The sequence below is a fragment of the Nonomuraea sp. NPDC049158 genome, assembly GCF_040648335.1.
In the GTDB taxonomy this organism is placed as follows: domain Bacteria; phylum Actinomycetota; class Actinomycetes; order Streptosporangiales; family Streptosporangiaceae; genus Nonomuraea.
Window position 1 is genome coordinate 13467 of the sequence record NZ_JBEZDM010000043.1, and the last position, 13565, is coordinate 27031.

The following is a 13565-nucleotide window of genomic DNA, read 5'->3' on the forward strand; positions in this document are numbered from 1 at the left end:
GCCGATCCGCCTTTCAACGCAGGTAAGAGGCGCCGTTGAGGTCGAGCACCGTGCCGCTGACGAACTCCGCTTCGGCCGAGGCGAGATAGCGCACCGCCGCCGCGACCTCCTGCGGCTGGGCGATCCGGCCGAACGGGCTCTGCGCCTCGACGCCGGCCCGGTTCTCCTCGGTCAGAATGGAGGCCGCCATGTCGGTCTCGACGAAACCCGGCGCCACCGAGGAGACCGCGATGCGGTGCGGGGCGAGCGCGATGGCCAGCGACTGAGCCATCGCGGTCAGGCCGGCCTTGGCGGCGGCGTATCCCGGCGCCTGCGGCTCGCCCCGGTAGGCGCCGCGGGAGGCGACGTTGACGATGCGTCCGCCGCGGCCGCGCTCCACCATGTGCCGGGCCACGCACCAGGAGACGTTCGCGGCGCCGAGCAGGTCCACCTCGACGGTCCGGCGCCAGATTCGCTGCCAGGACGCGTAGTCCACGGTCAGCGGATCGTGGAAGAGGTACACGGCGGCGTTGTTCACGAGCACGTCGATGCCGTCGAGGGCGTCGATCGCCGCCGAGACGAACGCGGCGACGGCCTCCGGATCCGCTATGTCTCCCTGGACAACGGCGTGGCCATCGCCGTCGAGCGCCGATCTGACCTCCTCCGCCTCTTGGGAGGAGTCCCGGTGGTGGATCGCGACCCGGTCGCCGCCGGCGGCGAAGATCTTGGCGATCTCGCGGCCGATCCCACGCGACGATCCGGTGACGAGCACGCCTCGGCTGTCCACGATTGACCTCGTTTCCCCACAGACTTCCGTCGGGACACGCTATTGCACATCGCCGGACGACCAAGCCGCGGGGCGGCCACGCCGTTGCGGTAGGGGGTCAGCAGGAGGCGAGCATGCTGCTCAGCGCCGTCTTCTCGGCGCTGTCGAGGGTCAAGCTGTAGTACCACTTGACCTGGATCCAGGATCGGGCGTAGCGGCAGCGTTCGGCGGTGCGCGGGGGCTGCCATTCGGCCGGGTCCTGGTCGCTCTTGGACTGGTTGACGTTGTCCGTCACGGCCCACAGCTCGGGGCCGCCCAGGTCGTTGGCGTACTGCTGGCGCTGGGCGGTCGTCCACGCCCACGCGCCCGAGGCCCATGCCTCGGCCAGGGGGACCATGTGGTCGATGTCGACGTCGGAGGCGGCGGTCCAGGTCGCGCCGTCGTAGGGGCTGTACCAGCTGCCGGAGACGGCGGCGCAGGAGGAGTCGGTCACCACGTTGGCGCCGTCGCGCTTGAGGACCTCTTCGCGGGTGTTGCAGGTCCCGCTCTGGGTGATCCAGTGCGGGAACAGGTCGCGGTCGTACGTGCTGCCGTGGGATTCGGCGGCCACGGTGAGGGTGGCCAGCCGGGAGGCGGCGGTGGCCGCGGACGGGATGTTCGGCGGGGTCGCCGCGGCCGGCTGCGTGGTGATGGCCAGGGTCAGGACGGTGGCGCAGGTGACGCTGAAGGCAGCCGATAACGCACGCTTACGGTGCATGGGGGGTGGGCCCTTCTGCCGCCGTCCTCGGACGGGCGCAGCTGGCTCGTCGGAGGCGAGGAGGGCGGGCACCTTGACGGTGACAGCGTCCGTTTAGTCAATAAATGGCCAGGTTTGCCGAGCGACAAAGTGGACGTTGGTCTATTCCTGACACTGGTCGTCAGGGAGACGCCGCCGGTCCCGTCAACGTTGGAGCGGCGTTCACCGGCCCGTCATAGGAGACCGCCTGATCAGGTGCCGTACGTACCAGAATTACGCCGGTCCGCCGGCCGGCGCGGTCGAGCCCCGGACGATCAGTTCGGTGGCGAGTTCGACGTGGTGGGAGTCGATCTTCTCGCCGGCCGCCAGGCGCAGCGCCGTGCGCAGGGCGACGCCGCCCATCTCGCGCAGCGGCTGGCGGACGGTGGTCAGCGGGGGTGAGGCCATCGGGGCGAGCTGGGTGTCGTCGAAGCCCACCACGCTGAGGTCCTCGGGGATGCGCAGGCCGCGCGCCCGGGCGGCCTCCATGACGCCCAGGGCCATCTCGTCGTTGGCCGCGAAGATCGCCGTCGGCGCCTGGGCCAGGTCGAGCACCGCCGCGCCGGTGACCATGCCGTCGTGGTAGTGGAAGCGCCCCGTCTGTACGTAGCCGGGGGGTATGGGCACTCCCTCGGCCTCCATGGCGGCGCGGTAGCCGTGCAGGCGGGCCTGGTTGCAGGCCGCGGTCGCCGGGCCGCCGAGGTAGGCGATGCGCCGGTGACCGAGGGAGAGCAGGTGCTGGGTCGCGGCGAAGCCGCCCGTGAAGTTGGTCGACCCGATGCTGGTCACGCGGACGCGGGGCAGGTTCAGCGGGTCGATCACGACCAGCGGCAGGTGGGCCCGGGACAGGGCGGTCAGCTGGGACGAGGTCAGCTCGCTGGTCACGGCGATCAGCGCCCGCCGCCCGGCGGAGATCAGGTCGCGGACCCACCCGGGGGTTCGCTCCCGGTCTCTGCGGATGCTGATGACGACCCCGATGCCGACCTCAGCCCCGGCCTCGACCGCGCCCTGGATGATCTCGGCGGAGTACGCGGTCAGATCCGTGTCGAACTGCACCTCGATCGTGGCGACCCCGGTCGTCTCGGTCCGGCGCGGTGACGGCGCGACGTAGTCGTGCTGCTGCAGCAGGGACTGCACCAGGGAGCGGGTCGCCGGCGCGACGTCGCTGCGGCCGTTGAGCACCTTGGAGACCGTCGCGACGGACACGCCGGCCGAGGCCGCCACGGTGGCCAGCGTGGCCCGCCTAGGACTGACCGGCATCTCTGCCCTCCTGTTTCCCTGCCACGGGGTCCACGTCCACGGGCGTGACGAGCCGCCGGCCGCGCCCGACGACCCGCAGCGGACCGGTCAGCCGCACGGCGCCGCGGCACGGCAGGTCGGCGGCGGAGGTGCCGACGAGCACCTCGACGTCCCCGGGCTCGACGATCCGCCGCAGGTCACGGCCGGTGAAGGCGGTCCGGTCAGCGTGTACGTGAAAGCGTACGCACGTGCTCGTACCCGGCTCCAACCGGACCCGCGCGAACCCGGCCAGCTGCCGCACCGGCCGGGTCACCTGGGCGAGCACGTCGTGCAGATACAGCTGGACGACCTCCTCGCCCGCCCGGCCACCGGTGTTGCGGACGCGGACCGACACCGTGAACTCGCCGTCCGTGGGCACCTCGGCGTCGCTGATGAGCAGGTCGCCGACCTCGAAGGAGGTGTAGGAGGCGCCGTAGCCGAAGGGGAACAGCGGAGTGGGATCGAGGTTGCTGATGCCGTGGCTGTTGAGGCCCAGCGGCGGCTGCAGGTAGGTGCCCGGCTGCCCGCCCGGCCGGCGGGGGATCTGCACGGGCAGCCGGCCGCCGGGCTGGACCCGGCCGGACAGCACGCCGGCGATCGCCGCCGCGCCCTCCTCGCCGGGCATGAACGCCTGGACGAGCGCGGCGGCTCCGGCGTGCACCTCGCCCAGCGCGTACGGGCGGCCGGAGACGACGACCACGACGACCGGCGTCCCCGTCGCGGCTAGCTCGGCCAGCAGGTCCTCCTGCACGCCTGGCAGCCGGAGGTCCTCGGCGTCGCAGCCCTCGCCCGAGGTCCCCTGCCCGAACAGGCCCGCGAGGTCGCCCACGACGGCCACGCAGAGGTCCGCCTCGCGGGCCGCGGCCGTCGCGGCGGCGAAGCCGGAGCGGTCCTCGCCCCGCACGTCGCAGCCGCGTTCGTGGACGATCTCGGTCTCCGGCAGCTCGGTCCGCAGGGCGTCGAGGACGCTGGGCGCCTCGAGGCCGAGCCCGAGGCCCGGGTGGCGGGGCAGGACGTGGTTGGGGAAGGCGTAGCAGCCCATGAAGGCGCGCGGCTCGGCCGCGGCGGGCCCGACGACCGCGACGCGACGCAGCTCCTCCGCGCGCAGGGGCAGCGCGGTGCCGCCGTCGAGCAGGACGATGGACCGCTCGGCCATCTCGCGGGCCAGCGCCCGGTTGGCCGGCGAGTCCAGGTCCACCCCGGCCGCCGCGGACATCGAGCCCTCGGGGGCCGGCGAGTCCAGGTCCATCCCGGCCGCCGCGGACATCGAGCCCTCGGGCGTCCAGTCCTGGTCGAGCAGGCCCAGCTGGACCTTCTGGGTGAGCAGGCGGCGCGCCGCCCGCTCGATCAGGGACGCGGGCAGCTCGCCCCGGCGCACCCGCTCCACCAGGTGCGGGCCGAAGCCGAGGGTGTCGGGCAGCTCGACGTCGACGCCCGCGGTGAGCGCCAGGACGCCGGCCTCATCGGTGTCGGCGGCGACCTCGTGCATCGTCGCCAGAAACGGCACGGCCCAGTAGTCCGAGACGACCGTCCCGGTGAATCCCCACTCCTCGCGCAGCAGGTCGGTCAGCAGCCAGGAGTCGGCGGCGGCCGGGACGCCGTCCACGTCGGAGTAGGAGTTCATCACCGAGCGCGCGCCGCCCTCGACGATGGCCGTCTCGAAGGGCGGCAGGATCATGTCCATCAGTTCGCGGCGGCCCATCGGGACGGGACCGTGGTTGCGGGCCGCCCGCGAGGCGGAGTAGCCGGCGAAGTGCTTGAGAGTGGCGATGATCCCGGCGCTCTCCAGGCCGCGGACATAGGCGGCACCGAGCATCGAGACGAGATAGGGATCCTCGCCCATCGTCTCCTCGACCCTGCCCCAGCGGTAGTCGCGCACGACGTCCAGCACAGGGGACAGGCCCTGGTGCGCGCCCACGGCGCGCATGTCCCGCCCGATGGCGGCGGCCATCCGCTGCACGAGGCCGGGGTCGAACGTGGCGCCCCACGCGATGGCCGCGGGGTAGACGGTCGCGCCGTACGTCGTGAACCCGGTGAGGCACTCCTCGTGGACCAGCGCCGGAATGCCGAGCCGGGACCGTTCGACGACCACCCGTTGCAGGCGGACCACTTCCGCGGCGCCCTCGGCCGCGGTGACCGGTCCGCTGCCGAAGACGCGGGTCAGGTGCCCGAGCCCGTGGCGGCTCGCCTCCTCCAACGGGATGGTCCCGGACGCGGCGAACACGTCCTGCATCGGCGCCACATTGAGGGTCACGTCCGGGTCCGGATCGGGCTGGTCGGCCGGCTGCATGTCGTTGCCCACCCACCGGCTGCCGAGCTGGCCGACCTTCTCCTCCAGGGTCATCTCGGCAAGAAGGGCGTCGACCCGTTCGGCCACGGGGAGCGTCTGGTCCTGCCACGGGCGGAGAGCCTGCTCCGCCGCGAGGGACCGATCTACAGCCGTCATCTGCTGCTCTCCTTAGTGCCGCAATGTTTCGCAATGTTTCGGCGCCGACAAGTGATCTTTACGGGCGGCGATTGCCGGGGCGTTCCTGGGTCTTGACACGTCAACAGCCGAAATCTAGATTGACGGCCGCGCGGTCATTTCGCAAATGTTTCGTGAAGCTACTTAAAAAGGCGGATTGGGGGAGAGGCATCGGGGGGTGCTGCTCCACGACCGCCGGCCACCGCATCCGATGATCAACGAGCCGCGGCCCGCCCCCGGCATTCGAGTACGGAGATCAGCGTGGAGTCCAGGACAACGTCTCGCCGCACCTTCCTCAGCCTCTCGATGGGCCTGCCCCTGGGCGCCGCGCTCGCCGCCTGCGGCAGCTCCGGCCCCACCAAACCCGGTGCCAGCAGTGGTGGCGGTGGCGCCAAGGCCACCTACTGGTACCTGTCCACCCAGCCGCAGGAAGGCATCCGCACCGCCGCCATGGAGCGGTTCAACAAGGCCAATCCCAACGGCCAGATCACCGGGACGACCTTCCAGAACGACGCCTTCAAGACGAAGATCAAGACGGCGATCGGCGCCGGCCAGGCGCCCACCATCATCTGGGGCTGGGGCGGCGGCGGCCTGCGCAGCTACGTACAGGCCGGCCAGGTCGAGGACCTCACCTCGTGGTTCGGGCAGAACGCCGCGGTCAAGGACCGGCTGTTCCCGTCCTCGTTCGGGGCCGCGACGGTGGACGGCAAGATCTACGCGATGCCGTGCGAGACCGTGCAGCCGATCGTCCTGTACTACAACAAGAAGCTCTTCGAGCAGATCGGCGCCCAGCCGCCCCAGTCCTGGGGCGACATCATGGACCTGGTGCCCAAGTTCAACGCCAAGGGCATCGCGCCGTTCTCCCTCGGCGGGCAGTCCCGCTGGACGAACATGATGTGGCTGGAGTTCCTCTTCGACCGCATCGGCGGCTCCGAGGTGTTCCAGGCCGTGTTCGACGGTCAGAAGGACGCCTGGTCCAACCCGGCCGCCATCGACGCCCTGACCAAGATGCAGGCCCTGATCAAGGCCAACGGGTTCATCAAGGGCTTCTCCTCGATCACCGCGGACTCCAACGCCGACCAGGCGCTGCTGTACACCGGCAAGGCCGCGATGATGCTCCACGGCGGCTGGACGTACGGCAGCATGTCCGCCGACGGCGGCGACTTCGTCTCCGGCGGCAGCCTCGGCTACATGAACTTCCCGCCGGTCGACGGCGGTAAGGGTGACCCCAGCGACACGGTCGGCAACCCCGGCCAGTACATGTCGATCTCCGCCAAGGCGACCCCGGAGCAGAAGGAGATCGCCAAGAAGTTCTTCGCCTCGTTGCTCTCGGACGATGAGGTCAAGGCGTGGGTCGGGGCCGGCTCGGTGCCGATCGTCAAGGGCGCCGACAGCGCGTTCACCTCCTCCAAGGACGCGGAGTGGCTGAAGTTCGTCTACGGCATCGCCAGCAATGCCAAGACGTTCGCCCAGTCCTGGGACCAGGCGCTCAGCCCCACGGCGGCGGAGGTGCTGCTCGACAACATCGCCAAGCTGTTCCAGCTGTCGATCTCACCGCAGCAGTTCACCACCAACATGAACGCGGTCATCGGCAAGTGACCACGATTCCGACCTCCGCCGGAGCAGGTCAGTCATCGGCCCGGGCGCGAGGGGGACGCGACCTTCCCCTCGCGTGGCTGACCGTTCCGGCGCTGGTGTTCTTCGTGGGCTTCGGGGTGATCCCGCTGATCGGGGTCCTCGCGCTCAGCTTCACCACCTGGGACGGCATCGGCGACATCCACTTCTCGGGCTTCACGAGCTGGCACGCCGTCCTCACCGACCCCGGCCTGCCGCACGCGCTGTGGGTGACGTTCCTGATCATGGCGCTGTCCTGGCTGGTGCAGACGCCGGCGAGCATCCTGCTCGGGGTGTTCCTGGCCGGGGCCCAGCGCTACCGCGCGGTGCTGTCGGTGCTGTACTTCATCCCGCTCCTGCTCAGCTCGGCGGCCATCGCCATCACCTACAAGGCGCTGCTCGACCCGAACTTCGGCCTCGGCGCCGGACTGAAGATCGAGCTGCTCAGCCAGGACTGGCTCGGCCGGCCCGGCCTCGCCCTCGGCGTCGTGGTCTTCGTGGTGTCCTGGCAGTTCATCCCGTTCCACTCGCTGATCTACCAAGGCGGCGTACGGCAGATCCCGCAGTCGATGTACGAGGCCGCGGAGCTGGACGGCGCCGGGCGGGTCCGCAAGTTCTTCAGCATCACCCTGCCACAGCTGAAGTACACGATGATCACGTCCACGACCCTCGTGCTCGTCGGCTCGCTGACCTTCTTCGACCTGATCTTCGTGCTGACCGCCGGCGGTCCGGGCGACGCCACCCGGGTGCTCGCCCTGGACATGTACAAGCGGGGCTTCCAGGCCAACCTCATGGGCCCGGCCAGCGCGATCGCCCTCATCCTCGTCCTCGTGGGCCTCGCCCTGTCGCTGTTGCTGCGCCGCCTCGGCGGCGGCAAGGCCGACCACAGCCAGATGGAAGGGGCCTGACATGGGGACGACCCTGACAACACGCCCTGAGCGGACCAACGCCCAGCGGCCCCGGCACGAACGCGACGCGCCCGCCCGTCACTGGAACTGGCTGGGCGGCGCGACCGGGTGGCTCTGGCTGGTCGTCGTGGTGGTGCCCATCTACTGGATCGTCATCACCAGCTTCAAGACGCAGAGCAACTACTACGCGATGAACCCGCTGGCGCCGCCGACCGAGCCGACCCTGGCCAACTACCGCATGGTCATCGAGTCCGACTTCATCCAGTACTTCGTCAACAGCCTCATCGTCACCGTCGGCGCGGTGATCCCCGCGGTCGGCGTCTCCTTCATGGCGGCCTACGCGATCGTACGGGGCTCCTCCTCCCGCCGGTTCATCCGGTCGGTCAACTCCCTGTTCCTCATGGGCCTGGCCATCCCGCTGCAGGCGACGGTCATCCCGATCTACCTGATCATCATCCGGCTGCACCTCTACGACACCCTGCTGGCGATGATCCTGCCGTCGATCGCCTTCGCGATCCCGCTGTCGGTGCTGGTCCTGTCCAACTTCATCCGCGACGTCCCGAAAGAGTTGTTCGAGTCGATGCGGATGGACGGCGCCACCGAGTGGGGGACGCTCTGGCGCCTGGCCTTCCCCCTGTCCCGCCCGGCCGTGGTGACGGTGACGATCTACAACGCGCTGACGATCTGGAACAACTTCCTGCTGCCGCTGATCCTCACGCAGAGCCCGGACAAACGGACCCTGCCGCTGGCGCTGTGGACCTTCCAGGGCCAGTACAGCATCAACGTGCCGGCGGTGCTCGCCTCGGTCGTCCTGACCACGCTGCCGATCCTGACCCTGTACGTGGTGGGCCGGCGTCAACTCCTCAGCGGCCTGATGGCGGGCTTCAGTAAATAATCGCGTGAAATATCCCTTTTTAGTTAATAAATCCCCCAATGCACTATTCCGAATGATGGCCAGGGAAATGCGATAAACTCATCCCACCGAGGATATTTCGTGCGTTGGCACTCAGGTCGGCGTCGCCCACGGCGATCGACCGCTCACGGGCTTCTCCAGAGGCCTGGACAGGGCACGCTGAGCGCGGACCTCGATGGGGGATCATCATGACCATCACGCACGCCATACCGCTTCCTAGGGCCCGCGGAACATCCGCGCCGACCACGATCCAGGTGAGCGGTGAGATCGACATCTTCACCAGCAAGGAGCTCCGTCAGGGGCTGGTGACGGCTCTGACGACGTGCGGCAGCACGCTCATCATCGACCTGTCGGGGGTGTCGTTCTGCGACGCCACCGGCCTGGGCATCCTGGTCGGCATCCAGCACCGCGCCCGCGCGCAGGGCATCACGCTCGCGCTGGCCGGGCCCCGCCCGTTCATGGTCAGTCTCCTGCACATGTCCGGGCTGGACCGCAGCCTGCCGATCGTGATGTGACCCCGTCCCGCGTCCTGAGGTTCTCGGAAATCGGAAACGGTCAGTCGGCGATGTAGCCGATCGACTGGACGTCGTACCCACGGGTGACCGAGCCCTTGAGGTGCATCAGCAGCGCGCCGCCTTCGTAGGAGTAGGCGCAGCTGTAGCCCTTCGGCTCCTTGGTGCAGCCCTGGAAGTAATAGGTGACGCCCTTGGGGTCGTACTTGACGCGGAAGAGTCTGGCGACCGCCGGTTGAGTGGCCACCTCGAGGCCGAGATCACGGTCGCCCTGATGCCACGCCGTGAGCAGTTGCTTGGCGGCCACCGCCGGTTTGGTCACGTGGCGCGACTGGTAGACCCGGGTGACCTTCGAGCCTGAGACGATCATGAGCAGCCCGTTGAGCCCGCCCGGCACCCGCACGCTGGTGTGGACGAACCGGCACGCGTTGCCCGTGCATCCCGCGAACTCGTCGGGCGCGCGATAGACGTAGGAGAAGATCGAACGGACCGCCGCGGGGGTGGCCACCTTCGCGGCCGCCGCGCGGTCGCGGCGCAGCCACGCGTGGAACAGCTTGCTGGACACCTTCGCCGGAGTGGCCGCCGGTGCCGCCGCGTTCGGGGCGGCGGTGTCGGCCGCCGCCGGAGAGGATGTGAGCAGCAGCGCGGCGACCGCGGTCGCCGCGCCGGCACCGAATAACCATCGTCGTGACATACCGGCGACGCTAACGACACCCGCTTGCACGGAGATTGACACCGGCTTGGCTTCAGAACCAGGCGGGGCGCCGCCGGTCGGTCACGACTGCGGCTACAGGGTGGCGGACTCCTCCGTCACCAGGGCCCCGCTGGAGGTGTCGACCCGCATGCGCACCGCGCCGCTGATGAGCGAAGGGTCGACGTGCAGCGTCCGCAGCGCGGCGTAGTCGAGCCCCCGATCCCTGGCCAGCGCGAGCGCCCGCTCGGCGACCACGCTCTCCGGCGTCTCCGCCACGCCCTCCATGTCCACGACGTGATGGACATGCTGGATCACGCCGTCGGCGTCATACAGGACGCAGCCCTTGACGTAGGCGACACGGCCGTCGCCCGTTGACCTGAATTCCATGTCTCACCCCCAGAAGTCGAGCCGCGCGAGCAGCCAGCCGGCCTGATCCGTGCCCGTGGCGATCGCCAGGGTGATGCCGCTGATGCGGTCGAAGACCAGCGGCGGCCACGAGGGCCACTCGCCGAAGTCCACGTCCTGATCGGCGCCGGAGTCGAGCCTGCGCCGGAAGTGCCTGATCCCCGCGTACTGCGTCCCGCCCCCGGTCGCGCCGTACAGCGAGACCGACGTGCCGACCAGCGCCGGGGGAAGGTTGATATCGACCGTGTGGTAGCCGTTTCCCCCGGCGGAGAACCAATGCCAGTCGATTCGCGTGACAGCCATCGCGCCCCCTCTCTCTTGGTTGTGCCTTTCAGCCAAGAGTGAGAGGGGAATGGGGGCCGCACATGAGTAGTCCCCTACCCATTCGGGCGTCAGGAGTGGACGGCGCGAATCTCCGTGACGATGAATTCGTCGACGATGTGCTGGTTCTGCAGCAGGAACCCGACCATGCCCGCCACCGCCTCCGCGCCCAGTTCGGCGCGTATCTGCCCGCTCAGCAGGTAGACCAGGGGAGTCGACGGCTGGTCCAGCGCGAAGCGGCGGCCGTGGCGGTGCACGTCGTGCAGGGTCCTGATCGGGATCGGCCGCGCCGAGGTGAACCACACCGCTACCTCCCACAACGGCAACGCCGGATCGGCGTCGGCCGAGACCTCGTAGCAGGTGACGCAGCCGTGCCCGGCGTGCTGCCCGTGCGGGCAGGTCCACTGGGCGATGTCGGCCCGGCTCTGGTCGTGGCTGCTGAGGATCGCCGCCTCGGTCACGCGCCGGCGCCCCGGTCGTCGCGGGCCCTCGGACGAGGGAAAGTAGTCGTTGACGATGATCGGATCCTTTCTCTCCCACATTTCCGATCTATTGAGCCTAGCTCCCACGCGACGCTGCGCGACGGCCCCGCGCCCGACGGTCGCCCGTCGCCCGTTATGCACCCAAGGCGCCCTGGAAGGACGTCCGAGGGCCATTTCAAGGAGGTTGCCTTAATAAAGCACGCGACTTAAGGTGAGTTCGATCAGGTTCCCGATCTGGAGGGCACGATGACTGCTGAGGCGATCCCCGATTATCCCTTCGACCGGGCCACGGCTCTGGAGCCGCCCGCGAAGCTGGCGGAGCTGCGCGAGCAGTGCCCTGTCGCGCACGTCCGGCTGCCCAGCGGAGACGTCGCCGGGCTGGTGACGCGGTACGACGACGCCCGTGCGGTGATCTCGGACCCGCGGTTCAGCCGCAACCTCGCCCGCGAGGGCGCCGCCCGGATGTCCACCACGAAGGACGGCGGCCTGTTCAGCCGGCGCAGGATGGGCAGCGAGAACATCAGCGAGGGCGAAGGGCACCTGCGGTGGCGGCGGCTGCTCAGCCGCTGGTTCACGGTCCGGCGGATGGAGGTGTGGCGCCCCAGGATCCAGGCGATGACCGACGACCTGGTGGACGGCCTCGTGGCCAAGGGCTCCCCGGCGAACCTGTCGGCCGGGCTGGGACTGCCGCTTCCGGTGCGCGTCATCTGCGCGCTGGTCGGCGCGCCCAGCGAGGACCAGGACAAGTTCGCCCACTGGTCGAGCACCATGCTGACCCTGACGCGTAACACCCAGGAGGAGGTCGACCAGGCGTACGAGGACTTCAACGCCTACGTCTCCGGCCTGATCGACCGCAACCGCGCGAACCCGGGTGACGACCTGCTCAGCGAGCTGACGCAGATCACCGACAGCGAGGACGGCCGCCTCAGCCACGCCGAGCTGATCGCCACCGTACGCGGGCTGCTGCTGGCCGGGCACGAGACCACCTCGAACATGATCGCGATCATGACGGCGATGGTGCTCGCCGAGCGGGAGCGCTTCGAGGCGGTGATCGACGACCCCGAGCTGATCCAGGGCACGGTCGAAGAGGTTCTCCGCATGGACAGCACGCTCTCGGCGATCGGCGTGCCCAGGTTCATCACCGAGGACGTCGAGCTGAGCGGCGTGACGGTGCCGGCGGGGACGACGCTGATCCCCAGCGCGCCCTCCGCCAACCGGGACCCGCGCAAGTTCCCCGAGCCCGAGCGGTTCGACCCGCGCCGGCAGGCCAACCAGCACCTCACCTTCGGCGCCGGGCCGCACTTCTGCATCGGCCAGCCCCTGGCCAGGATGGAGCTTCAGGTCGTGCTGGGCACGCTGGCCCAGCGGCTGCCGAGCCTGCGGTTGCGGGACGCGCCCGACGACCTCAAGCTCCGTACCGGGGGGATCTCCGGCGGGCTGCAGGACGTCTGGGTCACGTGGTAACCGGAGGACTCGTCATGAAGGTCATCGCCGACCAGGACCTGTGTTGCGGCAGCGGGATGTGCGTGATGACGGCCGACCAGGTCTTCGACCAGCGCGAGGAGGACGGCATCGTCGTCGTGGTGGACGAGGCTCCCCCGCCGGAGTGGCATGAGGCGGTGCGCGTCGCGGCCGCGGGGTGCCCCGCCTCGGCCATCCGGCTCGTGGAGTGACATCCGCCCATCACCGTGAGATCACGTCACCGTGAGATCAGGGCACCGTGAGATCAGGGAGCGCCGCTGACCGGGGCCAGCCACAGGCCGGTGATCGCGTCGATCATCCCCGTCGCGGCGGCGTCCCAGGTCGCGTGCGGGGTGGCCGTGTCCTCGTGCAGCGCGCGTTCCCGCTCGGCGCACATGTGCACCAGCAGGTGCCGGATCATGTCCTTGCGCTCCTGCCGTACCTGCTCGTGCAGGTCGGGGACGAGCCGGGAGATCCCGTCGAGGGTCTGCCGCAGCGACGAGGACGTGACCGTCTCGTCGGTGACGAGCTTGCGGAAGGCGGGGTCGGTGGTGACCTGGGCGGCGAACCGGGCGTACCAGGTCGGAGTGCCCAGGTCGGCGAGGTGTTCGGTGACGGGGCGTACGAGGCAGGCGATCCACTCGTGCAGGCCGGCCGCATCCGTGACGGTCGTGAGCATCTCGGCGCGTCGGCGCTCCATCGGCACGGCGTGCCGGCGGACGATCGCGAGCACGAGATCGGCCTTCGTGCCGATGTGGTAGCCCACCGCGGAGTTGTTGGCCTGCCCCGCCGCCTCGCTGACCTGGCGGTTGGACACCGCCGCCACCCCGTGCTCGGCGAACAGCCGCTCGGCCGTCGTCACGAGCAGCTCACGGGTCTCGCCGCCACGCTCGGGCTTGGTCGTGGTCACCCTTACCTCCGCACGGTCGTGGGAGCACCGTAGAGGGACCGCCTTGATTAAGTCAACTGCTTGACTCTATTGAGGCGATCGCC

At 69.7% G+C, this 13565-nt stretch carries 15 protein-coding genes; 6 read left to right on the forward strand and 9 right to left on the reverse strand.

The features are described from left to right. Nucleotides 1-13 precede the first annotated feature (13 nt). The 4 genes from AB0B61_RS49285 to AB0B61_RS49300 all read right to left on the reverse strand — a co-directional run bounded on the left by AB0B61_RS49285 (nt 14) and on the right by AB0B61_RS49300 (nt 5244). A complete protein-coding gene (locus tag AB0B61_RS49285) occupies nt 14-766 on the reverse strand; it encodes an SDR family oxidoreductase (protein ID WP_358447941.1) in 753 nt (250 codons plus the stop codon). 97 nt (nt 767-863) lie between these two features. Then, nucleotides 864-1502, reverse strand: coding sequence for an HNH endonuclease family protein (locus AB0B61_RS49290; RefSeq protein WP_358447943.1), 639 nt, complete (start codon nt 1500-1502; stop codon nt 864-866). A 252-nt stretch (nt 1503-1754) separates the two neighbouring features. After that, nucleotides 1755-2780: a substrate-binding domain-containing protein gene (locus AB0B61_RS49295; protein WP_358447945.1), complete on the reverse strand. Its 1026-nt coding sequence runs from the start codon at nt 2778-2780 to the stop codon at nt 1755-1757. Next, complete coding sequence (locus AB0B61_RS49300; protein ID WP_358447946.1) at nt 2764-5244, reverse strand: glycoside hydrolase family 3 N-terminal domain-containing protein; 2481 nt, start codon at nt 5242-5244, stop codon at nt 2764-2766. Before AB0B61_RS49300 ends, AB0B61_RS49295 begins: the two co-directional genes overlap by 17 nt. 279 nt (nt 5245-5523) lie before the next feature. On the opposite strand from AB0B61_RS49300, the gene AB0B61_RS49305 reads away from it, so the two are divergent. The 4 genes from AB0B61_RS49305 (at nt 5524) to AB0B61_RS49320 (ending at nt 9212) form a co-directional block, all read left to right on the forward strand. Next, a complete protein-coding gene (locus AB0B61_RS49305) occupies nt 5524-6861 on the forward strand; it encodes an extracellular solute-binding protein (protein ID WP_358447948.1) in 1338 nt (445 codons plus the stop codon). Continuing rightward, nucleotides 6858-7784, forward strand: coding sequence for a sugar ABC transporter permease (locus AB0B61_RS49310; protein ID WP_358447950.1), 927 nt, complete (start codon nt 6858-6860; stop codon nt 7782-7784). Before AB0B61_RS49305 ends, AB0B61_RS49310 begins: the two co-directional genes overlap by 4 nt. Nucleotide 7785: 1 nt before the next feature. Beyond that, a complete protein-coding gene (locus tag AB0B61_RS49315) occupies nt 7786-8679 on the forward strand; it encodes a carbohydrate ABC transporter permease (protein ID WP_358447952.1) in 894 nt (297 codons plus the stop codon). Nucleotides 8680-8885: 206 nt separating this feature from the next. After that, nucleotides 8886-9212, forward strand: coding sequence for an STAS domain-containing protein (locus AB0B61_RS49320; RefSeq protein WP_358447954.1), 327 nt, complete (start codon nt 8886-8888; stop codon nt 9210-9212). A 40-nt stretch (nt 9213-9252) separates the two neighbouring features. On the opposite strand, the gene AB0B61_RS49325 is transcribed toward AB0B61_RS49320, so the two are convergent. The 4 genes from AB0B61_RS49325 to AB0B61_RS49340 all read right to left on the reverse strand — a co-directional run bounded on the left by AB0B61_RS49325 (nt 9253) and on the right by AB0B61_RS49340 (nt 11171). Then, nucleotides 9253-9903, reverse strand: coding sequence for a hypothetical protein (locus tag AB0B61_RS49325; protein ID WP_358447956.1), 651 nt, complete (start codon nt 9901-9903; stop codon nt 9253-9255). 93 nt (nt 9904-9996) lie between these two features. Then, on the reverse strand, nt 9997-10290 hold the full coding sequence (locus AB0B61_RS49330; RefSeq protein WP_358447957.1) for a hypothetical protein: 294 nt from the start codon (nt 10288-10290) through the stop codon (nt 9997-9999). Between the two features lie 3 nt (nt 10291-10293). Continuing rightward, nucleotides 10294-10611 (reverse strand): hypothetical protein, encoded by a 318-nt coding sequence (locus tag AB0B61_RS49335; RefSeq protein WP_358447959.1) that lies wholly within the window; start codon nt 10609-10611, stop codon nt 10294-10296. An 89-nt stretch (nt 10612-10700) separates the two neighbouring features. Further along, a complete protein-coding gene (locus tag AB0B61_RS49340) occupies nt 10701-11171 on the reverse strand; it encodes a hypothetical protein (protein ID WP_358447961.1) in 471 nt (156 codons plus the stop codon). A gap of 186 nt (nt 11172-11357) precedes the next feature. Between AB0B61_RS49340 and AB0B61_RS49345 the strand changes: the two genes are divergently transcribed. Further along, nucleotides 11358-12575, forward strand: coding sequence for a cytochrome P450 (locus AB0B61_RS49345; protein WP_358447963.1), 1218 nt, complete (start codon nt 11358-11360; stop codon nt 12573-12575). 14 nt (nt 12576-12589) lie between these two features. Further along, a complete protein-coding gene (locus AB0B61_RS49350) occupies nt 12590-12784 on the forward strand; it encodes a ferredoxin (RefSeq protein WP_358447965.1) in 195 nt (64 codons plus the stop codon). A 53-nt stretch (nt 12785-12837) separates the two neighbouring features. On the opposite strand, the gene AB0B61_RS49355 is transcribed toward AB0B61_RS49350, so the two are convergent. Further along, nucleotides 12838-13482, reverse strand: a complete 645-nt coding sequence (locus AB0B61_RS49355; protein WP_358447966.1) for a TetR/AcrR family transcriptional regulator — start codon at nt 13480-13482, stop codon at nt 12838-12840. Nucleotides 13483-13565: the final 83 nt, after the last annotated feature.